A 23,440-nucleotide genomic window follows, 5' to 3' on the forward strand; every position below is an offset into this window, starting at 1 on the left:
ATAAGCAGATTGTTCTCTCTCTTATCATAGCAGAATCTGTCCATAATTTATACAGAAACCCGTGTCAACGGGATCTTAACATGATCCTTGTGACACGGGCAGCTGTGGATTCCATTCTTTAAGTTTACATAATTCATATTCTGTTAATAACCCTTCTTCGTTGGCCACCTTAAGCAAGGTTTGGTAATCACTTAAGCTGACATAGGGAATATTTGCTTGTTGGAAAGCTTGTTTGGCCTGTGTCAACTCATAGGAGAAAATGGCCACCACGCCCAGTACTTTCGCTCCAATCTGACTGATCGCTTCAGTCACCCGCAAGGCACTCCCGCCAGTGGAGATTAAGTCTTCCACCACAACCACTTTGTCCTGAGGGGAAATTACACCCTCAATTTGATTTTGTTTACCGTGGCTTTTAGCCTTGGAACGGACATATGCCATGGGTAAGTTCATTCGCTCAGCCACCCAGGCAGCATGGGGAATGCCTGCTGTGGCTGTTCCTACAATAGCAGTAGGCTGGCTGTAATGTTCATTGATCAGCGTAACCAGACCGTCAGCGATCTCTTGTCTTAAGTTAGGATAAGAAAGCGTCAACCGATTATCGCAATAGATGGGCGATTCAATGCCGGAGGACCAGATAAAGGGCTTGCGGGGACTCAGTTCGACAGCACCGATGGATAGTAACTCTCTGGCGATTTTTTCTTTCATGTTAGTTCACCTCATTCATCTCTTTGATTATATTATGGTAAGCTGCCACTGGATCTTCAGCCTGGATGATGGCTCTTCCCACAACCAAGAAATCACTGCCTATTCTCAGTGCATCCCGCGGTGTGGCCACTCTGGCCTGGTCATGGTTATCGCAGCCGAACGGGCGAATACCTGGTGTCACCGTGATAAATGAGGTGCCACAGGTAGATTTAATAAGCGGCACTTCTTTGGCTGCGCAGACCACACCGTCCATGCCGGATGATTGGGCTAAGATAGCATAATGGAGCACCGCTTTTTCAACAGTTCCAGGTATGCCAATCTCTTCATTCAGGATTTGCTCGGAGGTGCTTGTTAATTGGGTTACACCAACTATGAGCGGTCGTTCAGCTGCCGAAGACCCTGCTTCCACGCCTTCCTGTACCGCCTCCAGCATGGCCCGTCCGCCGGCACAGTGGACGGTCAGCATGCTAACCCCCAGTTTGGCTAGAGATTGGGCAGCCCCTTTTACTGTGTTGGGGATATCATGCAGTTTTAGGTCCACAAAGACGTTGATCCCTCGTTCTCTCAATTTTTGAACCAGTTCAGGTCCTTCTGCATAAAACAGTTGCATGCCCACTTTAACAAACATGTCAGGGGCATTAATCCGTTTAACCAAATCAAGGGCCTGATCGCCAGTAGCAACATCTAAGGCCACGATGAGCGGGTTAAGCTTTCGCGCTCCCATGTTTCCACCCCATTCCCGTTAAATCATGAATATACTCAACTCCCATCCGGTCAAGCAAGGACTGCAGCTCATCTATAATTTTGGGACAAATATACGGGTCAACAAAGTTGGCTGTGCCAATCGCCACAGCGGAGGCCCCGGCCAGGAAAAATTCAACGACATCTTCGGCCGATTGGATGCCGCCCATGCCGATAATGGGAATTGACACATGCTGGCTGACTTCATAAATCATGCGGATGGCTACCGGTTTAATCGCCGGCCCGGATAATCCGCCGCTCCCATTGGCCAGAATAGGCTGTTTTGTTTTTAAATCAATGCGCATGCCCAACAGCGTATTGATCATGCTCAGCCCATCGGCACCTGCCTCTTCCACAGCTGTGGCGATGGCCACAATGTTGCTCACATTAGGGGACAACTTCACGAAAACTGGCACCTGGGACACTCCTTTTACGGCCTTGGTCAGTTGGGCGGCAATGTGTGGGTCAGTGCCAAAGGCGATTCCCCCGCACTTCACATTGGGACAAGAGATATTCAGCTCCAAGGCGGCCACATTGGGAGCAGTACTGATCTTCTCAGCCACATAAACATAATCATCTACTGTTGAGCCAGCGATGTTAGCGATGACCGGGACATCAAACTGGGCCAGCCAGGGCAGCTCTTGCTCCAACACAGCCTCCAGTCCCGGATTTTGCAGGCCGATGGCATTTAACATGCCGGCCGGGGTTTCGGCCACACGGGGAGTTGGATTGCCGAATCTGGGCTCTTTTGTGGTCGCCTTTATAGCGATGGCCCCCAAGCGGTCCAGGGCATAAAACCGGCTGTATTCCCGTCCAAACCCGAAGCAGCCGGAAGCAGGCATGACCGGGTTTTTTAAACGAACCGGGCCCAGCTGCACCTCTAAACGTCGCTTAGCTGATGTGGTCATAAAATCACCTCTCCTAACTTAAACACGGGGCCGTCCGTGCACACTTTTTTGTAGGATATTGCCGAGTCCGGCGTGTGACAGACACAAGCCAGGCAAGCACCTATCCCGCAGCCCATGCGTCTTTCCAAGGAGAGATACACTTCTGTTTGATAAGCGCCTGCCATATGCTGTTCAATGGCCTTAAGCATGGGCAGCGGGCCGCAGGCATAGACCGCCTGCCAACTCTCTGGTGGCCAGTGCGCCATGATGTCGGTCACGATCCCTTTGTGTCCCAAACTACCATCCATGGTGGTGACATAGGTCTCCCCCAGCTGATGAAAATCATCAGTCAAAAAACTGTCCTCCTGACTGTTGAAACCAAGGATATGAGTGACCCGGGCGCCTCGCTTAGAGAGACACTTTGACAGGTAGTAGAGAGGAGGGACTCCTACACCCCCGCCCACAATCAGAACCCGGTCAGCTTTATCTCTGTTGCCCAGTGGAAATCCGTTTCCCAACGGGCCGAGTACATCAACCATATCCTCCGACTGCAAGGTGGACAAATACCTGGTTCCCTCTCCTTCCACCCGGTAAATAATCGTCAGTTCCCTTTTTTTCCTGTCCACATCACAAATGCTGAGCGGCCGTCTTAAGAGAGGGGAAGCAGATGAGCCGCATTTGATATGCACAAATTGGCCGGGCTCAACCATCGCTTGCACTCCGTCTCCCTTAAGTGTCATCCGATACACTTGCCGGGCAACGGGGCTGTTGGAGGTCACGGTCAATAAGGACACTTGTGGAACCCCGGGCCGGTTCATCATCGGTTGAGTAAAAGTTTCAGACATGGATAACGCCCTCTTTCTCAGGCTGGGATAGATTGAGACCTGGCATGGGCAAGGTGGAAAAGGTGATCGATTCCAACACTTGCAGCATCGCTGTCGCCGTATCCAGGGAAGTAAACACCACCACGCCGTTTTCCACCGCTTCCCGTCTGATGCGGAAACCATCCCGTGCCGGCTGTTTGCCCTTGGTCAGGGTATTGATGATGAAGCTGGCTTCACCCTTGCGGATGCGGTCCAAGAGAGTAGGCCCTTCTTCATTCACTTTATTGACCATGGTCACAGGCAGCCCGTCTTGCAGCAGGCGTCGGGCCGTTCCTTCTGTGGCCAACAGGTCAAAGCCCAGGCGAGAGAAGCGGCGGGCCAGCGTCACGGCTTCATCTTTATCTTTATCAGCGACAGTGAACAGGACCGAACCTTGGGAGGGGATGGCCATCCCTGCGGCCAACAATCCTTTATACAAGGCTTTTTCCAGGTTAACATCCCGGCCCATTACTTCTCCTGTGGATTTCATTTCCGGACCAAGGTGAATATCTACCTGGCGCAACTTGGCAAAGGAGAAGACAGGCACTTTGACCGAGACCAGCTGATCCTCAGGCCAGTAACCTCCCTCATAGCCCAGCTCGGGTAAGGTGGCACCCAGAATCACCTTGGTAGCCAGGTTAGCCATGGGCACACCGGTGATTTTGCTCAGGAAGGGCACGGTGCGGGATGCCCGGGGATTGACCTCCAGGACATAAACCTGCCCCTCATGCAAGACAAACTGGATGTTCAGCATCCCTTTGATCTTCAGCCCCCTGGCCAGCTGGGTGGTCATTTCTACAATCGTCTGTTTCGTTTCTTCAGACAGGGATTGGGGCGGGTAGACAGCAATGGAGTCCCCAGAATGGACACCAGCCCGTTCAATATGTTCCATGATACCGGGTATGAGCACATGCTGTCCGTCACTGACAGCATCCACCTCCACCTCTTTACCCAACAGGTAGCGGTCAATCAGGACAGGGTGATCGCGGGTCACTTTGACCGCTTCTTCCATATAGGTAAGCAGCTCTTCCTGATTATAGACAATTTCCATCGCCCGTCCGCCCAGTACATAGGAGGGGCGGACCAGCACCGGATAGCCCAGCTCCTCGGCTGCCGAAACGGCTGCCTCAACCGAGGTGACCGTTTTCCCTGGCGGTTGGGGGATATTGAGCCGTTCCAACAGCTGTTCAAACTTCTCCCGGTCTTCTGCCGTATCAATCTGTTCCATCTCCGTGCCCAAGATGCGCACCCCGGCTTCAACCAACGCTTCAGCTAAGTTGATGGCCGTCTGTCCCCCAAACTGGACAATGACACCTTCCGGTTGCTCCTGTTCAATGACATGCAGCACATCTTCCGCATACAGGGGTTCAAAATACAATTTGTCTGAAGTATTAAAGTCCGTAGAGACCGTTTCCGGATTGTTATTAATAATGACCGCTTCATAGCCCGCTTCTTTAATGGCCCACACCGCATGAACACTGGAGTAGTCAAATTCAATGCCTTGGCCGATGCAGATCGGGCCTGAACCAAGCACCACAATTTTCTTGCCTGTCGTCTTGGGCACTTCGTTCTCTTGCTCATAGGTGGAGTAGTAGTAAGGTGTAGCGGACTCGAACTCGGCCGCACAAGTATCCACCATTTTATAGACCGGCTTCAGGCCGGCTTGTTGTCTGAACAGGCGCACCTCTTGCTCCGTACTGCCCCACAATTCGGCAATTTTACGGTCTGTTACCCCTTTTTGCTTGGCTTCCTGCAACAGGGGAAGGTCAAAAGGCTGGTACTGCAAACGGTGTTCCAGCTCCACCAGCTGCTTGATTTTGGACAGGAAGAAGGGGTCAATCTGTGTCCATTCCCCCACCGTTTCCAACTCAATCTGGCGGCGGAAAGCTTCTGCTACGGCAAAAATCCGCTCATCATCCGCCCGGCGGCACTTTTCTTCCAGCTCGTCCACACTGGCTGTTTTCAGCGTGTCCAGTTCCAGATGATAAGCCCCGATTTCCAAGGAGCGCACGGCTTTTAACAGGGATTCTTCAAGGGTGCGGCCGATGGCCATCACTTCCCCAGTGGCTTTCATCTGGGTGCCCAGCTTGCGGTTGGCAGAAGCAAATTTGTCGAAAGGCCAGCGGGGAATCTTAGTGACCACATAGTCAAGAGCCGGTTCAAAACTGGCAAATGTTTGTCCTGTCACCGGATTTTTCAATTCATGCAGGCGGTATCCGACTGCAATTTTGGCCGCCAGTTTGGCAATGGGATAGCCGGTCGCTTTGGAAGCCAAGGCAGAGGAGCGGCTGACCCGGGGATTCACTTCAATCACGTAATATTGATCACTGTGCGGATCAAGGGCAAACTGAACGTTGCAGCCCCCTTCAATTTTTAAGGCGGAAATAATATTCAAGGCAGAGCTGCGTAGCATTTGGTAATCCCGGTCAGACAGCGTCTGGCTGGGCGCTACGACAATACTGTCTCCCGTATGAATCCCTACCGGATCAATGTTTTCCATGTTACAGACCGTAACGCAAGTGCCTGAAGCATCGCGCATCACTTCATATTCGATCTCCTTATAGCCGGCGATGCTCTTCTCAATCAGGCATTGGCCAACCGGCGAGTATTTCAGACCACTGGAAACAATCTCCATCAAACTGGCATCGTCTTGAGCAATGCCTCCTCCCGTTCCACCCAGGGTGTAAGCCGGCCGGATAATCACTGGATAGCCGATTTCTTGCACAAACGCTTCCGCTTCTTCCAGGGAGTGGATAATGGCACTTTCCGGGATGGGCTCACCAATTTTTTGCATCAGGGCTCTGAATTGTTCCCGGTCTTCGGCCTGCTGTATCGCTGCCAAATTGGTTCCCAGCAGCTTTACGTCTGCCTCTTCCAACACGCCGGATTGGGCCAGTTCCACAGCCAGATTTAAACCTGTCTGTCCTCCCAGTGTGGGTAGCAAGCCATCCGGCTTCTCTTGGCGGATGATACGGGAGACAAATTCCAGGGTGAGCGGTTCAATATAAACTTTGTCAACCATGTTGGTATCCGTCATAATCGTGGCCGGGTTACTGTTAACCAGAACCACCTCGTAACCTTCTTCTTTTAACGCTTGACAGGCTTGGGTACCGGCGTAGTCAAATTCTGCGGCTTGGCCAATCACAATCGGCCCGGAACCGATCACCATGATTTTCTTGATATCTTCGCTACGTGGCATAACTGATTGCCCCCTTCTTGCTGTTCTTGCTGACCTTAAATGCCTCCATCATCTCCATAAACTGATCGAATAAATAGCGGGTGTCATAGGGCCCTGGCGACGCTTCGGGATGGAATTGGACCGAGAAAGCGGGCAGGGAGTCGTGGGCCAGTCCTTCAACGGTCCGGTCGTTCACATTGATGAAAGTCACTTTTAATCCTGTCCCTGCTAACGATTCAGCTGCAACAGTATAGCCGTGATTTTGGGCGGATATGAAGGTTTGTTTGCTCTCGGCATGTTGGACAGGATGGTTGCTTCCCCGGTGCCCGAACACCATTTTTTCAGTGGTGGCACCGCAGGCCAAGGCTAACAGCTGATGACCGAGACAAATGCCGAAAATGGGCACCTGGCCAAGAAGGGCCTTAATCGTGTGCGGAGCCTGACGGACATCCTGGGGATCTCCAGGCCCATTGGAGAGCAGAACCCCATCCGGTTTTAAACGCAAGATGTCTTCAGCTGTGGCATCATACGGCACGACCCGGATGTCACACTGCCGCTTGGTCAACTCCCGCAGAATCCCCGCCTTGACACCAAAGTCAAGCACAACGACCCGCTTCCCGCTTCCCGGACAATGGTATGGGTTTGGCGTGGAGACACGGGCCACCTGGTCCCGGGGCAAGATCAGCTGCCCCAGACGGGTATGATCTTCCGCTCTAGGCTCCCGGCCGATGATCAGCATCCCTTTCATGGTGCCAAACATGCGCAGGCGTCTGGTTAAAGCCCGGGTATCCACCCCGTAGATCCCCGGAATATTTTTCTCCTTCAACAGTTCATCCAGGGTTAACGCTTGGCGCCAGTGACTGGGAGCGGTACAATGCTCTTTCACAATCAGAGCTTCCAGATGTGGATTGAGCGCCTCAAAATCATCCCGGTTAATGCCGTAATTACCGATTAAAGGGTAGGTAAAGGTGATCATCTGCCCACAATAGGAGGGATCAGACAAAACTTCCTGGTAACCGGTCATTCCTGTATTAAATACAACCTCGCCAACCACTTCCTTTTCTGCGCCAAAACTTTGGCCTGCAAACTCCGTTCCATCTTCAAGCAGCAAATAAGCCGGTTTGTTTTGGGTCATAAGCTGAACTCCTCTCCTCATCTCCTGAATCGCAGTTAAACCATGCTTGCCTGTGCTTGCCACACCACTGTTCCGTTAACGATGGTGGCGATAGGCCATCCATGGCAGATCCAACCGGCAAAGGGTGTGTTGCGCCCTTTGGACAGAAAATGTTCCGGCCGGATCGGCTGCTCCAAGTCCAGGTCAACAACGGTCAAATCGGCATCAGCTCCAATCCCCAGCCTGCCTTTGTTCAACCCGAAGATTTCGGCGGGTTTAACCGTCATTTTCTCAACCAGCTGGGCCAGGGACAATATGCCTGTTTTAACCAGATGGGTATACAAAAGGGGGAATGCCGTTTCCAAGCCAACAATGCCAAAGGGGGCTTTGAGCATCCCCTGGGCTTTTTCCTCCTCTGTATGCGGGGCGTGATCAGTAGCGATCACGTCAATGGTTCCGTCAACCAGTCCCTTCACTACAGCTTGCTGGTCCGTTTTGGAACGCAAGGGGGGATTCATTTTAAAGTTAGGATCCGGACCAGGGATATCCTCATCGCACAACAAGAGGTGGTGGGGGGCCACTTCAGCCGTTACTTTGACCCCTCGCTGCTTGCCTTCCCGAACCAGACGGACTGATTCTTTGGCGCTGATGTGACAGACATGGTACCGGGCTCCTGTTTCCTCAGCCAGCAAAATGTCGCGGCCGACATGAATGTATTCAGAGTCGGAGGGAATCCCTGGCAAACCGTGCCGCTGGCTGAAGGCGCCCTCATGAACAACGCCGCCTGCGGCCAGGGTGTCATCTTCACAATGGGCCACAATAGGCAAACCTAGCAATTTGGCTTTGATCATTGCCTGTTTCATCATATGGCTGGACTGAACGCCCACCCCGTCGTCAGACAAGGCCGCCGCACCTGCTTCCTTCAAAGCAAAGAAGTCTGTCAGCTCCTCTCCCTGTTGGTGCTTGGTGATAGCGGCAATGGGATGGACATGGACTACACCCTCTCTGACGGCCGTGTTCAACACCTGTTTGATTAATTCAGGCTGGTCCAAAGGAGGGTTGGTATTGGGCATGCAAAAAATAGTGGTAAACCCCCCTCTGGCTGCCGCACGCGTGCCCGACTCGATTGTTTCCTTTGCTTCAAATCCCGGCTCCCTTAAGTGCACATGAACATCGATGAAACCGGGAAACACCCACTTGTTGCGGCAATTGATCTCCCGATGCCCCCGATCGGCAATCTGCTCCTCAAGGGCGGTTATTTTGCCGTTTTCAACGAGAATGTCACCAACAATCTGCTCTCCGCTGTGATTAAGCATATAAGCCTGCTTTAACAAAAGTCCCATGTCGCTCTCCTCCTTTATTGACCGGCTGTTCTTGACGCTGGGCTGCTGGACACAACAAGTGGTACAACACAGCCATGCGCACGTAGACGCCATTTTCCATCTGCTTAAAAATGCGGGATTGGGGTGCTTCCACCAGGGTTGAAGCCAGTTCCACATCCCGGTTGACAGGAGCAGGATGCATGATAATTGCCCCTCTTTTCATCCGCCGTGCTCTTTCTTCTGTCAGACCATATTGCTGGTGATATTCATCCTTGCTCATCGCCAAGGTTTGTTCATGACGCTCATGCTGGATTCTGAGCATCATGATCACATCCATCTCCTCCAGCAGCTCGTCGAAATCATACCAGCATCCACGGGGCACCCAGCCCGCACCTGTCTGATTGAGACAAGCAGGGCCAGCAAAATACACTTTGGCACCCAGCTTGGTCAAGCCGTAATAATTGGAGCGGGCCACGCGGCTGTGGTGAATATCCCCCACGATGGCGACCTTCAAGCCCCGCAAGCAGCCAAACTCTTGTTTGATCGTCAACAGATCAAGCAAACACTGTGTCGGATGTTCCTCATTGCCTGTTCCGGCGTTGATCAGTGCCAAGCCGGTCCGTTCCTGCAAGTCATCCATCAGTCCGTTTTGGGAATGGCGGATGACTGCTGCTTTTACACCGATGGCTGCCAATGTTTTCAACGTGTCATACATTGACTCTCCCTTTTGCCTGCTCGATGCCGATTCTTGAAAATTAAGCACATGGGCCCCTAAACGTTTTTCGGCCACCTCGAATGAAAAACGGGTGCGGGTACTGGGTTCAAAAAACAGGTTAGCTACACATTGTCCTTCTAAGCTGCCTGCATAGTCCTCACCGCTTTCCTTCATCCGCTGTGCCGTGTCCAACAGCATATTCAGTTGGCTACTATCCAGGTGTTGAATCCCTGTTAAATGATTCATTGTTGGCCCCCTCCCCCTGTTGAAGGCTAATTTTGAGAGTGTAATCGAAAACCCTTTAGTCACAAGCATCTATACTAAAAAAAGCATCTTACCCTTGAGGAGTAAGATGCTCATACAACCAGATTCAGCTACACCGCTCTTCAGTGGGCACGTGCAGACGTACCTTGGCTGCTCCCAGACATCCCTTGTTATGCCTGGATGCGGCCACACAGCACATGCTCCTGCGGCTCTCTGTCCAGCTGATATCAGAATCGCACCTTAACAGCCTCACGGGACTGTTCTTAAAGGTACTGTCTCTATTCTTTTTCCCTTATGATTCGGGCAACAGGAGATTGAGAATAATACCCACGATGGCAGCCAGCGCCATGCCGGCCACTTGCACATTTGCGGTGATGTTGATAAAAGCACCGCCGACTCCTGTAATGAGAATCACAGAAGCAATGGCCAGGTTTCGTTTTTGGCCAAAATCAATGCGCTGGTCAACCAGCATGCGGATCCCTTGCAGGGCAATCACCCCAAACAGCAGGATGGCCACGCCTCCCATCACATTGGTGGGAATCGATTTGATCAGTTCACTCACTTTGGGACTGAAGCCGAACATGATGGCCAGTACGGCCGCCCCGCCGATCACAAAAGAACTGAATACTCGGGTGATAGTCAGCACACCAATATTTTCTCCATAGGTGGTGTTCGGCGGTCCTCCAAGCAGAGACGCTATCATGGTGGCCACGCCGTCACCGAGAATCGAGCGGTGCAGACCGGGTTTCTTCAAAATATCCCGTTCCATCAATTTGCTTAACACCATTTGGTCTCCTATATGTTCGGCCAAAGTGACAAAGGCAACCGGGACAATCACTACAACGGCCAGCCAGGAAATGACCGGATCATAGGTGACAAAGGGGATCAAAAGACCATCCGGCACTCCCAGCCATTTAGCATCTCGAACGGACTGTAAATCGATCATGCCCAGGGCAAAAGCATAGACATAACCAACGATAATGCCGATCAAAATGGGAATCAGTCCAAAGAACCCTCTAAAGAAGATGGTGGCCAAGATAGTCGCAGCCAACGTGACCAAAGCAACACTGAAATGAACGGTGCTGTACTCTCCGTCTGTTCCGGGAATGGTCATGGCCATGTCAATGGCCACGCTGGCCAGCCCTAAACCGATTACAATAATGACCGGTCCCACGACAACCGGAGGCAGCATCCGCTTCAGCCAATCCACCCCCAGGTAGTGAATAAACAAGGCCACAAGCCCGTAGACCACCCCTGCCAGAAAGCTGCCAAACATGGCCGCTTCGGGCCCGTCAGCACCAATGACGGCAATAAGCGGGGCGATAAAGGCAAAGGAAGACCCTAAGTAAGCCGGTATTTGTCCACGGGTAATCAAGAGGTAAGCTAATGTTCCCAGCCCGCTGGTCATCAAAGCGACGGCAGGCTCTATCCCGTCGATTAAGTAAGGAACCAGAATCGTAGCGCCAAACATAGCAAATAAATGCTGTAAACTAAGCATCAGCCACCGGTGGCCCGGCGGTACATCATGCACATCCATGACCATTGTCTGTTTACTCTCTTCCAATGTGGTAACTCCTTTCCCTTTCACGCAGCGTTATGAACGGTATAAGTTGAAGTTCCGTCGCCTGTAGCTCCTTTATGATTCTTGCCTGATTTGAACTTGATCCACTTCATCCACTTCCTCAACTTGAACCGCGATGAGCTCCTCTTTAGATGTCGGTACGTTTTTACCTACAAAATCGGGACGGATGGGCAGTTCTCTGTGGCCCCGGTCAACCAATACGGCCAGCTGAATACGGTCAGGACGCCCCTGGTCGATCAGGGCATCCAGTGCGGCGCGCACCGTCCGCCCCGTATAGAGCACATCATCAACCAAAATAACGATTTTTCCCGTAATATCCCCTGGCAGGTTGCTTCCTTTGTACAAAGGTTGTTCATCTTCACTTTTGTAGCTCAAGTCGTCCCGGTAAAGGGTAATGTCCAATTCACCTACCGGTACCTGAACTTGCTCAATCTGCTCAATCTTTTCTGCCAAACGCTGAGCCAGATGAACCCCTCTTGTCTTGATGCCCACCAAGATACAATCGTTCACGCCCTTATTGCGCTCAATAATTTCATGGGCTATGCGGGTCAGCGCCCGGCGAATCGCATCTTTATCCATAAGCACCCGTGCTTTGGACATCTTCCAATCCTCCTTGTCATTCTGCAGGCATTAAAAAAGTCTCTTGTGCATCACAAGAGACTTAGAAAGGCATAGAAGCGGTATATTGACATCATATCCGGCCACTTTGTATTCACGATCATCCATGATTAGGGGGGTTAAACAGCGGATATGATGACCACACCTTGGACAGTGAAACGGCACTGTCCCCTGTCACCTTTCCAGCCTCTCGGGACTGAATTAAAGGTCGAATAGATATGCGGCTTTATTATTAAGTTATTATGGCACACTCCCTTGATTATGTCAATGCGACTTGGCCCCTTTTGATGTGTTTGGGACTGATATAAATTTTTCCTCCTTCATCCATGGTCATCAGGAACACCTCTTCCGGATGCTGATAACCCCTTTGTCTTAGCTGATCCACAAGCCAAGTTTCATTTCCCACCTTCTTCAGGTTGGGATGGACAATTTTCCCATCTAGAATTAACACTGTAGGATAGCCTTTAGGTGGCAGAGGGACTGGCTTCACATCGCTGACAGTCGCTGACTGGTATTCACTCTTTTTAATCACGCTGATCTCCCCGTTGGATTCCAGGATGGCGTAGTCCACCTCAGTCAGATCAATCGCGTTCCGCAAGCGCAAGTCCATTAACAAAGATTCAACGGTGATTTTGGTTTTCTTTAGCTGTTCAGGCAAAATTTTGCCATGTTCAATTAAGATAATCGGTTCATCCTCGACGACCCGGCGGAATTTAGGAGCATGAAGGGCAATATAAGACAAGAACAGATGGAGACCTGCAATCAGTGAGGCAGCCGCTAAAGGGCCTCCCAAGGGCACATTACCGGTAGACAACGGCTCACCAAGCACATCCCCGATAATCACGCCAAATAAAAAGTCAAGGGGATGGATGGTACCAATCGACCGTTGACCCAAGATTTTCAGGATAACAAACGTGTACACATAGACAATCAGGGCTCTGACCAGAAAGCCCCAAACAGGCAACTGTTCCGAGCCTGTCCAAAACTCAAACATGACAGCTAACCCCCATTAATCGTGATTTAAAGACCTGCTTGCTTTTTATCATGTGTTGAACATTGCTCAATATACATAGCCAAATTGCAAATAGAGACACATAATTTTGCCTAAAAAATTAAATACTAGCGATAGTTTAGCAAATATTACCTTTCCCATCTGTACTATCAGCAGGAGGAACTATCCATGATTGAAGAATCCCTTGTGGTGATTGTGCGGGCCCTGATCTCTTTTTTCACACTGCTCATTTATACCCGCTTGTTAGGTAAACAGCAAATGGGCAACCTGACCTATTTTGACTATATTAATGGGATTACCATTGGCTCCATGGCGGGAACCCTGGCCACAGATTTGTCCACAGAAGCATGGGTACATTGGCTGGGCTTAACCGTTTTTGTTTCGGTTGTTGGTCTTCTCCAATACACAGATCTCAAAAACCGCTATTTATCGAAAGTGGTCGATTCAGAACCGGTGGTGGTCATACAAAATGGAAAGATATTGGAGAACAACCTCAAAACTGCCCGTGTCACCCGGGATGAGTTATTCATGCAGCTGCGCCAGAAAAATATGTTTGATATCACGCAAGTCCAATATGCCATCTTGGAACCTGACGGCAATTTTTCGGTTCTCCCCAAAGCAGCGCATCAACCGGTTACTCCCAAAGATCTCAATATACCGGTCCAACCGGCTGAAATGATGACAGAAGTGATCCATGACGGTGTTGTTTTAAAACAAAATCTGGAACAAAGAAGCAAGGATATGGCTTGGCTTAGACTTCAACTAAAAGCACAAGGGATCCAGGACCCCAAAGAAGTCTCTTTCGCTGCCATTCTTCCTAACGGGTTATTATATGTGGACAAGTTTGAGGACCGGGTCAGCAACAAGGCAGATATCAGCGATTACAAAGGACCCTTCTAAAAATGTTGGTGAGGTGAAAGGTCATGTGGCGCAAATGGCTGTTATACATCGTTCCCACCCTGTTTCTTGCACTCAGTATCTCCGTGATGGCTGGAGGCAAATATTTAAAGCAGCCCTTTGGTGAGGATGACAAAGTGTATGAAGCAATTCAACAGCTGGAAACCCTTGCCAAGAACAAGGACTGGGAACAAGCCCGGGAACGCATCGATTATGCCAGCAAAGCATGGCAAAAAGTGGTCAACCGGATTCAGTTCAGTGTTGAGCGGGAAACGGTGTTTGAAATAAGCGGAGCACTGGCCAGGATGAAAGGAAGTGTGGAAGCGGAAGATGACCAAGCACTTCTGGTGGACATTTATTATTTCTACGAGCTGTGGGACAGCCTTGGCTCTTGATTCGCTTCCGTTCTTACCCCTTTGGTTTAAAAATCAGTGCGGCCAAAAATCCAAATATAATGGCTGAAGAGATACCGGCACTAGTGACTTCAAAAATACCGGTCACGATGCCAACGAGACCGTTTTTTTCTGCTTCAGCCAAAGCCCCATGAACCAGTGCGTTACCGAAACTGGTAATCGGAACGGTGGCGCCCGCACCAGCAAAATCGATCAGTGGTTCATACAGTCCCAATCCATCCAGAACTGCCCCACTCACCACCAGTATGGTTAAAGTATGGGCGGGGGTCAGCTTAAAGAAATCCAGCATGATCTGTCCAATCACGCAAATAAGCCCTCCTACAACAAACGCCCAAAAGAAGCTGGCAATCATCTGCCTCATCCTCCTCTGCTTTCAATGACGACAGCATGGCAAATGCAAGGAATGCTTTCCTTTTGCTGAACCGTAATGGGAGATAACAAGGCCCCAGTAGCTGCCACCATAATTTTGCGCCATCTCCCCTCCATCATGCCTTTAAACAGATGACCATAGGTGACCGCAGCTGAACAAGCCGCTCCGCTACCCCCGGCCAAAACTTCAGGATGGTCGCCATACATTAAGATGCCGCAATCTTGAAACTTGTCCTCTGAGACATCAAGACCGTGTTTTTTCATGAGGTCATAAGCGATGCGATACCCGACACGTCCCAAGTCCCCAGTCACAATCAAATCGTAATCGGCAAAAGAGACCCTCAAGTCCCTGAAATGGGCTTCAATGGTATCAACTGCCGCAGGGGCCATAGCTCCCCCCATATTGAACGGGTCGGTGATGCCCATATCTACAACTCTTCCTATCGTACAAGATGTAATATGGAGCCCTGTGTTGGAGACCGCTTTTTGGCCGGACTGAATAATGGCTGCTCCCGCTCCAGTGACCGTCCATTGGGCCGTAGGGGGTTTTTGTCCCCCGTATTCCGTCGGATAGCGGAACGTTTTTTCAGCTGAGGAATTATGGCTGCTTGTGCCGCATAAAACGGTATGGGCATTACCACTGTCCACCAATTGGGCCGCTAAAGCCAGCCCTTCCATCGAAGTGGAGCAAGCACCAAAGACGCCTAAAAAAGGAACTGCAAGTGTCCGTGCCGCAAAATTGCTGGAAATCAGCTGAGACATGAGATCCCCGCCGATAAAAAATTGGATCTGTTCTTTTTCCAGCCCTGCTTTTTCGATCGCTTTTTCACAAGCATCTTCCAGCAGTCGCTTTTCTGCCTTTTCCCAACTGTCCTGTCCTATCCAGGTATCACCATGGATCAAATCAAAATCACGGGCTAACGGCCCTTTTCCTTCAAAAGGACCAACCACGCTCGCAGCCGAAGCAATAACAGGCTGACTGGGAAAAATCCATGTCTGATGACCTTGCAGCATTGATTATCCTCCTAAATTCGTGATGAGATAGTGGATAATGCCAATAAAGAAAGCGGCTACCACACCAAAGACAATGACGGGACCGGCCAGTTTGAACATGTTGCTCCCGACACCTAAGACAAAACCCTCGCTGCGATGCTCAATAGCCGCTGAAGCAATCGCATTGGCAAAGCCAGTCACAGGTACCGCTGTCCCTGCACCGGCCCACTGGGCGATACGGTCATACACCCCAAATCCCGTCAACAATGCTGCAATGAGAATAAGGGTCGCCACTGTCGGATCCCCTGCCTTCCGCTCGGTAAAGTCAAAAAAGGTCGTATAGAACAAGGTGATGGCCTGTCCCAGCGCACAAATAGCACCCCCTGCTAAAAACGCGCGCAAACAATTCATCAAGAGAGGGCGTTTGGGCTCCCGTACCTTGGCAAAAAGCTGGTATTCCTTCTGAGTAGGGGTCAATGTTTTTTTCTTTTTATCTGACATGATTACTTCACTCCTAGGTTGTAAGATGAGGCTCCAATTGTTCCGTTAGCTCTTTAAGCTCCTTGGCAAACTGGTGGTATTTCCGTTTCCATTCCTGATTTTGGGTCTCCAATGCATGGCTTAGCAGATCAGCTTCCACTTTTTTCAATGTAGCCAGTAACAAAGCTTTGGCCTTGGGTTGCGGAAGCTGAATGGCATCATCAAACAGATCGAGATACAGTTCCCCCATTGAATCCACCTGGCCAATAAACACATTTTCGGGATTTACTCCTATTTTTTTCAACTCGGTAAATAACCATTCACGATTTAAACCCAGGCTGGTCAGGGGCTCATCCATTATTTTTCCATCTAAAATCACGGTTTGCGGCTCCCGGGCCTGACTGACGTTTAAGCGCATGTCTTGCGGAGTAAGCGGCTGTTTTTCCCGTTTAGGCAAGGCTGTGATATCTCCGTTGGCCTCCATCACGGCAAATTCTACATCGGCCACCTGGAAAATGTTTTTGCGTCTGAGCTGGGATAACAGCTCTTCACCCGTCAATCTGGCCGATTGCAGATTTTCTTCCAACACTTTACCGTTTTTAATGACCACAATTTCCTTGCCATAGAAATGGTCATGGGCCCATTTGGACTTTTGCACCAAATACTGAACGAGCAGCACAGCGAGAAACCAAATGAACAGCCCAATCAGGCCATAAGCCAGATTTTGAACGACATTCAAGGCGATCAAGGCGATCATGACCGCTGTAACCAAACCCACGATATAGTCAAACCAAGTCATGCCCGAGACAGGTTTGCGTCCTAAGAGCGGCACGGCAAGCAGAAGGAGTGCGAACAGCCCCGCCGTCCGCAAAACAATGATTAACCATTCCTGCATATTCCACATTCACCCTTTCTTTCATTTGCCTGCACTCACGATGTTAAAAGCCTTTGTATTGCGGCTCTTCAAATTCCATTTCCTGCAAACGCTGATCCAGCTCGGCTATGATCTGTTCCGCTTGCTGCCTGCATGTTTTAAATGTTTCTTTAACCTGTTGGTCAGGATGGTGGGCGGCATATGTCTCCATGGTCGCTGCCGCCCCTTTTAAAGAAGCTATGGTTTGTTTTAACTTTGAAGCGACGGTCATGAACATCATTCCTCCTCTAGAGGCCTAGCGTTTTCAGTGGCTGACAGTTGGGCTTCCGGTTCATTTAAAGAAATTAAATATTGGATCAAGGCTTCTTGCTCTTCGGGTGTAAAGCCCGCCTCCTCATCCACCCAATAGTGATGGCCGCTCCCTGTGACACGGGCCTGTTGCAATTGAGGTGAACGGCGGTTCGCCTCAATAACTTTTGCTCTCAGGGACCGGTTCACCAAGGCACGTAAACTGTTTTCAGGGTCCGGTTTAATTCCTTTCAGCAAGGTTCCGGTCAAACCCACTTGTTGGTCCGGATCAGGCCCGACGGCCACACCCCCGTCGTGCAGGTAAGGAGCCGACCAATACAAGCCCACTAAGCCCTTAACCTTGTATCCCCCATCTGTGCCATAGGCATAGGCCAGTTTAATTTGCTCGGGATCAACATGGTCAATAGGCACTTCCAACACCGAGGCATTTTCAGGCACGGGGACCGGGGTATTCGGCGGATAGATCACCGGGTTTTTCATGATTTTTTGTGTCCCTTTAAAAGCTTTTGCCCTCGTCGGTTCCGTCTGGATCTCGCCTGCGGAAATGACACGGTTATTGGTATAAGCAGGACCGGCATGACAGCTGATACACCCTGCCCGCCGGAACACTTCCCGCCCTTTCTGAACCGTATCTCGATCCAACTTAATCTTAGGTTCAGGTGCCCTCAACCCATTCTGATAGGCAGACAGGGCATTGATTTGTTCACCTACGTGGTAACCGGGAGAACTAACGATAGTGCCATTGGGAGTAAAGAAAGAGACATTAGGAAAAGTAGGCGGCTTTATATTTTCGTTGATCCCCACAAAACCAGGTGTTGGATCTATCTCCTTGAAAAACTCCGACGGTTTTTGTCCGGATTCAGGGCGGTAACGAAATTTGGGATTGGCTGCATTTTGCAAAATGGTGCCGATATAAACCTCTTTATCTATGCCAAATAAGCTTTCACTTTGCTCGTACTGTGCCAAAAGATCAGAGTTCTGGGCATGAACATTATTATTTAAACTGCTCAAACCGTTAAACGGGCCAGCAAAGGCAAAACCACTCCAACCATAAGGATGATCTCCCCAAGTGAATGAGTCGGGAATTTGGGCAGGATTGGCTGTCAGGTCCATTGTCGAATCAAAGTTGCCTGGCGGCCAGCTGGCCAGGACCTCATCAACAGCCTTTTCCAGTTCATAAGGATCAGGGAGAGGCACCTTCTTTCCAGCACTTGTTTCAACCGTCCGTCCCTCATCTCTTATGTAGTTTTGCAACGCTTCAATCTCCGTATTGGTCAGATAGGCAGCTGAATTGGACGCTAAAGCCAAAAGAAGCCCTGCATTTAAATTGCTGTTCGGGGCCCCTTCCACCACCATTCCTGTTTCACGGTCAACCGTAGCATGGCACGCGGCACAACTGATGCCGACTCGGACGCGCCCTTCAGATAATGTAATCGGCATGCCTAAAGGGGTATAAGACCCTTTGGGGACATCGAGCCCTGTATCGATTTTGGTTCCTTTACGATAAATCTTGTCTCCAATCTTGACCGTTTCGGCCAGCTCAACCTGCAAATTATCCGTTCCTTCACCCTTTAACTCCATGATTGCTCTCATGATATTTTGCAGGGTTAAGGGGCCATCAAGAAGCCCTAAAATATCAGTTAAAAAAACCTCATTGCCAAACGTTTCTTTATAAAACATTTCCCGGCCTAAGCGGACTAGTTGATCATCCACTCTAACCGCGCCGTTCTCCGGAGCCAATAACGCTTGTCCTTCCTCTGTTTGTAATAATTGCTGTGACTCTTCCCGGGTGATAAATTGTCCCCACAAATCATAACCATAATCCACACCCCGATCTTCGTTTGCCAAACTGGCATATTGACCGGGTGCAGCTATGATGTTGTTTTCAGGAGGCATATAGGCATAGCGGGGTTCTACAACATAGAGGGTAACAATCACAATCAGTCCGAGAAGAAAAACAACAAACACAGCTCCCCTTAACAACCACTTCATTGGCAAAGCTCCTTTTATCCTGATAAAACTCTTGTAAAAACATTAAAACGATAGGCTGTGGAAACCCAAGATGAACATCTTGGGTTTCCCGCTTTTGTAGTCCTTTATTGTTGTTGCTTAAATTGGGGCTCTTCATCCAACACTTGCTGATAACGCCCTTCCAGTTGGGTGACGATGTTTTTTTGTTGCTGAGCCAATTGTTGAAACAATTGCTTAGCCTGTTGGTTTTGTGTTTCCAAAGCAAACTGGGCTAAGCTGGCTTCAACACTTTTGGCTGAAGAGATGGCTTGTTGTAATTGGGTTTGTACTGTCATGTGTCTCACTCCCTTCCCTTCATTAACGTGTCCCCTCCTCACTATTTTCATGAATGGAAAAAAAAGAGATTGCTCTTCAGAGCAACCTCCTCACAACTTGATACATCCAAGTATATAGATAGTCAACATTACCCCTGTACGGATAGCTTCTCATTTATACCGTGTTGCAGCAAGTACATCTTATAATAGAGTCCTTTTTTGGCCAATAGTTCTTGATGGGTTCCCCTTTCGATGATTTCACCTTTGTGCAAGACCAGGATCAGGTCTGCCTCCTGAATGGTAGATAACCGGTGGGCAATGGCAATCGTTGTCCGGCCTTGGCGCATGTTGGCCAATGCTTCCTGAATTGCTTCCTCTGTTTCTGTATCCACACTGGCTGTGGCTTCGTCCAAAACCAATATCTTTGGATTTCTGACCATTGTCCTGGCGTAGGAAATTAATTGGCGCTGACCGCTGGAATATGTGGCTCCCCGCTCTCCCACCGGTTCCTGATAGGTGCGAGGCAGTTTTTCGATAAACGAATCTGCTTGCACAAACCTGGCCGCTGCCTGAACATCCTGCTCAGAAAACGATGGATCGTTTAAGGTAATATTAGAGCGGATATCACCCACAAACAAAAAGGGATCTTGTAACACCAAGCCCACTTTCTTTCTCAATTCCTCATCCTTGTAATGTTCAAGAGGCACGCCATCGATTAAGATTTGTCCTTGTTTAAGGGGATAAAAGCGAAGCAGCAGGTTAACAATGGAACTTTTGCCGCTTCCGGTATGGCCGACCAGAGCCACTGTTTGTCCCGGCTTGGCTTCAAAGGAGATATTTTTGAGCACATTTACTTTGCCGTCATAACTGAACGTCACGTCTCTGAACTCAATATGGCCTGAAGTGATAACAGGATTCCCGGTGCCTTGCTGACCGGGAGCCAACTCAGTCTCGTCCAAAAGCCCAAAAACCCGTTCTCCGGCAACCAAAGCTTGCTGCAATTGGGACAGACGCATCATCATCATATTGACAGGTTCAAAGAAGCGATCCAGGTAAGTAACAAAAGCCCATACCACCCCTATTTCCACGCCGCTTAAAAAGGATTGGTGCCCAAAATAACCTAACACAAGTACGATGGCCACAAGATAAATCAAGTCAGTGGCTGGCCGCAGCAATAAGCCATTAAAACGAACGGTTTTTAGGTGGGCTTTATAATGCTCATCGGTAATGCGGTAGTACTCATCCCGCAAACGCTGCTGCTGACGGAAAGCTTGGATGACGCCCATTCCTTGCAAGGATTCGTTTAATTTGGCATTAAGCAAGCTCAGCTTTTGACGGGTGATGTGATAGGCCTGGGAACTTAAGCGGCGGTAGAGACTCATCACCGCGATAATCAAAGGGAGCAGGGCCAGGCAAAACAAGGCTAAGCGGGTGTCCAGATAAAACATAGCCACAAAAATGCCCAATAGAAAGACTGTGCTTTGAAGGAAAATGGCTAGAACACTGATATACAATTCTTTAATGGCTTCCGTATCGTTGGTGATCCGGGAGACAAGACTTCCCCCCGGAGTACGGTCAAAGAAGCTCAAACCTAAATGCTGGACTTTGCTGAACACATCCATCCTTAACTGCTGGATGATGTATTGGGCAATTTTTTGAAAAGAGAACGACTGATAATAGGTTAGGGCCACCGATGTTAAATGCAAACAGATATATAATGCGGCCAAAAAAACAATAGCCTGCCAGTCAAACAAGCCCGGGGTAAGATAGTCATCAATAAAGGTTTGTACCAGTATCGGCCCGACCAGATCGGCTCCCGTGGCCAAAAGCAGAACCAGAAAAGCACTACTCAGCCCTCTCCAATGGGGGCGCGTATAGCCCAGCAAGCGCTTAAATACATGTTTCCTGCTTAGTTTTTCTTCTGCAACGCGCTGTTCCGAGTGGCTAGAAGCAAGTGACTGACTCACCGTTTATCCCCCTTTCTCCACGAGCGATTCCAGTTGTTGATGCTCATACATGAGCCGGTACCAGCCACCAAGGGCTATCAACTCCCGATGGGTCCCCCGCTCCACAATTTGGCCTTCGCTAAGCACAATAATTTCCTCGGCATGCTCCACACTGCTTAAGCGGTGTGAAGTGATCAACGTTGTCTTGTCGCGCCGGAAAGCCTTAAGTGCTTGTAGGATCGATTCTTCCGTTTTGGCATCTACGGCCGACAGTGCATCATCCAAAATGAGAATTTCAGGATCCATCAGCAGGGCCCTGGCAATGGAAATACGCTGCTTCTGCCCTCCGGATAAGGTGACCCCTCTTTCACCCACAACCGTCTCATAACCTTGGTCAAAATGCAGAATATCGTCATGAATACAGGCGATCCGGGCTGCCTCTTCAATCTCTTCCATCGTCGCTTGTGGATTTCCAAAGGCAATGTTTTCCCTTATCGTTGCTGAAAACAGGAAATGATCTTGCGGCACATAGGCAATACTCTCCCGCAAAGCATCCAGCCTATAGCGGTAGATGGAGACGCCGCCAATTTGAATATCTCCCTGGGTACAATCAAATTCCCGCAGCACTAACCGAACTAAGGTGGTTTTCCCTGCTCCCGTTTTGCCGATCACGCCCAAAGTATGGCCTTTAGCCAGCCGGATGCAGATATGTTGCAAAGCGGGGTGATGTTGTCCCGGGGGGTAGACGAAAGTGTGAATATCAAACTCAATATCACCCTGGGGTTTGTTAACAAGGGCCCCTTTTTCCTCCTTGATAGCAGGCTCTAAACTTAACAGACGATTGACGCGGTCGTAAGAGGCACGCCCTCTTTCCACAATATTGAACAGCCAGCCAAAAGCCAACATAGGCCAAATCAACAGGCCCAAATACATGGTAAAGGTGGTCAGCTGCCCCACTGTCATCTCTCCGCGGACGATAAACCAGGAGCCAAAGCCAATCGCCAGGAAAAATGAAATACCCACAATGAGAGAGATGGTGGGATCAAACAGGGAATCGATGCGGGCCACGGCAATGTTTTTACGCACAACATCATCGGTTTGTCGCCGAAAAGCGGCTTTTTCCGCTTCTTCCCGTCCAAAAGCTTTAATCACCCGCATGCCGGAGATATTCTCCTGTACTTTATCATTTAAATCTGAAAAAGCCGCTTGAGCCAGATGAAAGCGCTGATGCAGCAGTTTGCCATAGTAGCTGGTGGCCCAGGCCATAAATGGCATGGGAATCAAGACAATCAAGGTTAACGGAGCATGAATCGCGGTAAACATGATGATAATCACCAAACCTCCCAGCGTCAGGGAATCAACAAAGGTTAACACCCCTTCCCCCGCGGTGGCTTCAATGGCTTGCACATCATTGGTGGAATGAGCCATCAAATCTCCGATGCGCCGCTGCTCAAAAAATTCAGGGCTCATCCGGGTAAAATGATGATACAGGCGGTTGCGCAACAAGCGCCCCAACCGTAAGGCAGCCCCAAAAATCAATATCCGCCAGGCAAAACGAAACACGTACACCAACACACCAGAGCCAAGTAATATGCCCAGCCAGCGCCACAATTCAGCCGGGGTTAATGATCCCTCGGCGATGCCGTCCACAATAAGCCCTACCACATAGGGCGGCAGCAAAGTGAGCAATGAGACAAGCATTAATAACATAACACCTGACAGGTAACTTGTTTTTTCCCGTTTAAAAAACCACAATAAATCTTTAAAAATGCTCATCGTCTTATCTCCAGTCCTTAAATAAACTAAGCTGATCAGTATACGATGAAAACGTTTAATCCTGAACCGAATCAAAATTTTGAAGAGCAGAAAAATT

At 49.7% G+C, this 23,440-nt stretch carries 22 protein-coding genes; 2 read left to right on the plus strand and 20 right to left on the minus strand.

Annotated elements, in window-relative coordinates; translation table 11 throughout:
• Positions 1 to 75: 75 nt before the first annotated feature.
• The 11 genes from pyrE to J2S00_RS01825 form a co-directional block, all read right to left on the minus strand.
• Positions 76 to 705 (minus strand): orotate phosphoribosyltransferase, encoded by a 630-nt coding sequence (gene pyrE, locus J2S00_RS01775; RefSeq protein ID WP_307334790.1) that lies wholly within the window; start codon positions 703 to 705, stop codon positions 76 to 78.
• A 1-nt stretch (position 706) separates the two neighbouring features.
• Entirely contained in the window at positions 707 to 1,429 is a 723-nt protein-coding gene (gene pyrF, locus J2S00_RS01780) for an orotidine-5'-phosphate decarboxylase (protein WP_307334791.1), read from the minus strand.
• Positions 1,410 to 2,354 carry a dihydroorotate dehydrogenase gene (locus J2S00_RS01785; protein WP_307334793.1) on the minus strand — a complete coding sequence of 315 codons (945 nt, stop codon included), beginning with the start codon at positions 2,352 to 2,354 and terminating at the stop codon, positions 1,410 to 1,412. Before J2S00_RS01785 ends, pyrF begins: the two co-directional genes overlap by 20 nt.
• Positions 2,351 to 3,178: a dihydroorotate dehydrogenase electron transfer subunit gene (locus J2S00_RS01790; RefSeq protein WP_307334795.1), complete on the minus strand. Its 828-nt coding sequence runs from the start codon at positions 3,176 to 3,178 to the stop codon at positions 2,351 to 2,353. Before J2S00_RS01790 ends, J2S00_RS01785 begins: the two co-directional genes overlap by 4 nt.
• Positions 3,171 to 6,395, minus strand: a complete 3,225-nt coding sequence (gene carB, locus J2S00_RS01795; RefSeq protein WP_307334797.1) for a carbamoyl-phosphate synthase large subunit — start codon at positions 6,393 to 6,395, stop codon at positions 3,171 to 3,173. The genes J2S00_RS01790 and carB overlap by 8 nt, the downstream gene beginning before the upstream one ends.
• The gene (locus J2S00_RS01800) at positions 6,385 to 7,509 is read right to left on the minus strand and encodes a carbamoyl phosphate synthase small subunit (protein WP_307334799.1); all 1,125 of its coding nucleotides are present in this window, start codon (positions 7,507 to 7,509) and stop codon (positions 6,385 to 6,387) included. Before J2S00_RS01800 ends, carB begins: the two co-directional genes overlap by 11 nt.
• 35 nt (positions 7,510 to 7,544) lie before the next feature.
• The gene (pyrC, locus tag J2S00_RS01805; RefSeq protein ID WP_307334801.1) at positions 7,545 to 8,831 is read right to left on the minus strand and encodes a dihydroorotase; all 1,287 of its coding nucleotides are present in this window, start codon (positions 8,829 to 8,831) and stop codon (positions 7,545 to 7,547) included.
• Positions 8,797 to 9,771, minus strand: coding sequence for an aspartate carbamoyltransferase catalytic subunit (locus J2S00_RS01810; RefSeq protein WP_370875807.1), 975 nt, complete (start codon positions 9,769 to 9,771; stop codon positions 8,797 to 8,799). Before J2S00_RS01810 ends, pyrC begins: the two co-directional genes overlap by 35 nt.
• Positions 9,772 to 10,081: 310 nt before the next feature.
• Positions 10,082 to 11,332 carry a solute carrier family 23 protein gene (locus J2S00_RS01815; RefSeq protein ID WP_307335214.1) on the minus strand — a complete coding sequence of 417 codons (1,251 nt, stop codon included), beginning with the start codon at positions 11,330 to 11,332 and terminating at the stop codon, positions 10,082 to 10,084.
• Positions 11,333 to 11,425: 93 nt separating this feature from the next.
• Positions 11,426 to 11,971 carry a bifunctional pyr operon transcriptional regulator/uracil phosphoribosyltransferase PyrR gene (gene pyrR, locus J2S00_RS01820; RefSeq protein WP_307334804.1) on the minus strand — a complete coding sequence of 182 codons (546 nt, stop codon included), beginning with the start codon at positions 11,969 to 11,971 and terminating at the stop codon, positions 11,426 to 11,428.
• A 277-nt stretch (positions 11,972 to 12,248) separates the two neighbouring features.
• Positions 12,249 to 12,983 carry a YetF domain-containing protein gene (locus J2S00_RS01825; RefSeq protein ID WP_307334806.1) on the minus strand — a complete coding sequence of 245 codons (735 nt, stop codon included), beginning with the start codon at positions 12,981 to 12,983 and terminating at the stop codon, positions 12,249 to 12,251.
• 186 nt (positions 12,984 to 13,169) lie between these two features.
• Between J2S00_RS01825 and J2S00_RS01830 the strand changes: the two genes are divergently transcribed.
• Both J2S00_RS01830 and J2S00_RS01835 read left to right on the plus strand, forming a co-directional pair.
• Positions 13,170 to 13,901, plus strand: a complete 732-nt coding sequence (locus J2S00_RS01830) for a DUF421 domain-containing protein (RefSeq protein ID WP_307334808.1) — start codon at positions 13,170 to 13,172, stop codon at positions 13,899 to 13,901.
• Positions 13,902 to 13,924: 23 nt separating this feature from the next.
• On the plus strand, positions 13,925 to 14,293 hold the full coding sequence (locus J2S00_RS01835) for a DUF4363 family protein (protein ID WP_307334810.1): 369 nt from the start codon (positions 13,925 to 13,927) through the stop codon (positions 14,291 to 14,293).
• Between the two features lie 13 nt (positions 14,294 to 14,306).
• Here the strand turns inward: J2S00_RS01835 and spoVAE are convergent, their stop codons facing one another.
• The 9 genes from spoVAE to J2S00_RS01880 form a co-directional block, all read right to left on the minus strand.
• Positions 14,307 to 14,663 carry a stage V sporulation protein AE gene (spoVAE, locus tag J2S00_RS01840; protein WP_007505546.1) on the minus strand — a complete coding sequence of 119 codons (357 nt, stop codon included), beginning with the start codon at positions 14,661 to 14,663 and terminating at the stop codon, positions 14,307 to 14,309.
• 5 nt (positions 14,664 to 14,668) lie between these two features.
• On the minus strand, positions 14,669 to 15,694 hold the full coding sequence (gene spoVAD / locus J2S00_RS01845) for a stage V sporulation protein AD (RefSeq protein WP_307334813.1): 1,026 nt from the start codon (positions 15,692 to 15,694) through the stop codon (positions 14,669 to 14,671).
• A 3-nt stretch (positions 15,695 to 15,697) separates the two neighbouring features.
• A complete protein-coding gene (gene spoVAC, locus J2S00_RS01850; protein ID WP_307334815.1) occupies positions 15,698 to 16,174 on the minus strand; it encodes a stage V sporulation protein AC in 477 nt (158 codons plus the stop codon).
• A gap of 13 nt (positions 16,175 to 16,187) precedes the next feature.
• On the minus strand, positions 16,188 to 17,048 hold the full coding sequence (locus J2S00_RS01855) for a DUF421 domain-containing protein (RefSeq protein WP_307334817.1): 861 nt from the start codon (positions 17,046 to 17,048) through the stop codon (positions 16,188 to 16,190).
• A gap of 43 nt (positions 17,049 to 17,091) precedes the next feature.
• Positions 17,092 to 17,298, minus strand: coding sequence for a DUF1657 domain-containing protein (locus J2S00_RS01860; protein ID WP_307334819.1), 207 nt, complete (start codon positions 17,296 to 17,298; stop codon positions 17,092 to 17,094).
• Positions 17,299 to 17,303: 5 nt separating this feature from the next.
• On the minus strand, positions 17,304 to 19,328 hold the full coding sequence (locus tag J2S00_RS01865) for an electron transport protein (protein ID WP_307334821.1): 2,025 nt from the start codon (positions 19,326 to 19,328) through the stop codon (positions 17,304 to 17,306).
• Positions 19,329 to 19,432: 104 nt separating this feature from the next.
• Entirely contained in the window at positions 19,433 to 19,642 is a 210-nt protein-coding gene (locus J2S00_RS01870; RefSeq protein ID WP_307334823.1) for a DUF1657 domain-containing protein, read from the minus strand.
• Between the two features lie 128 nt (positions 19,643 to 19,770).
• Entirely contained in the window at positions 19,771 to 21,588 is a 1,818-nt protein-coding gene (locus tag J2S00_RS01875; protein ID WP_307334825.1) for an ABC transporter ATP-binding protein, read from the minus strand.
• Positions 21,589 to 21,591: 3 nt separating this feature from the next.
• Positions 21,592 to 23,343: an ABC transporter transmembrane domain-containing protein gene (locus tag J2S00_RS01880; RefSeq protein WP_307334827.1), complete on the minus strand. Its 1,752-nt coding sequence runs from the start codon at positions 23,341 to 23,343 to the stop codon at positions 21,592 to 21,594.
• Positions 23,344 to 23,440 lie beyond the last annotated feature (97 nt).

Source organism: Caldalkalibacillus uzonensis, from assembly GCF_030814135.1.
In the GTDB taxonomy this organism is placed as follows: domain Bacteria; phylum Bacillota; class Bacilli; order Caldalkalibacillales; family Caldalkalibacillaceae; genus Caldalkalibacillus; species Caldalkalibacillus uzonensis.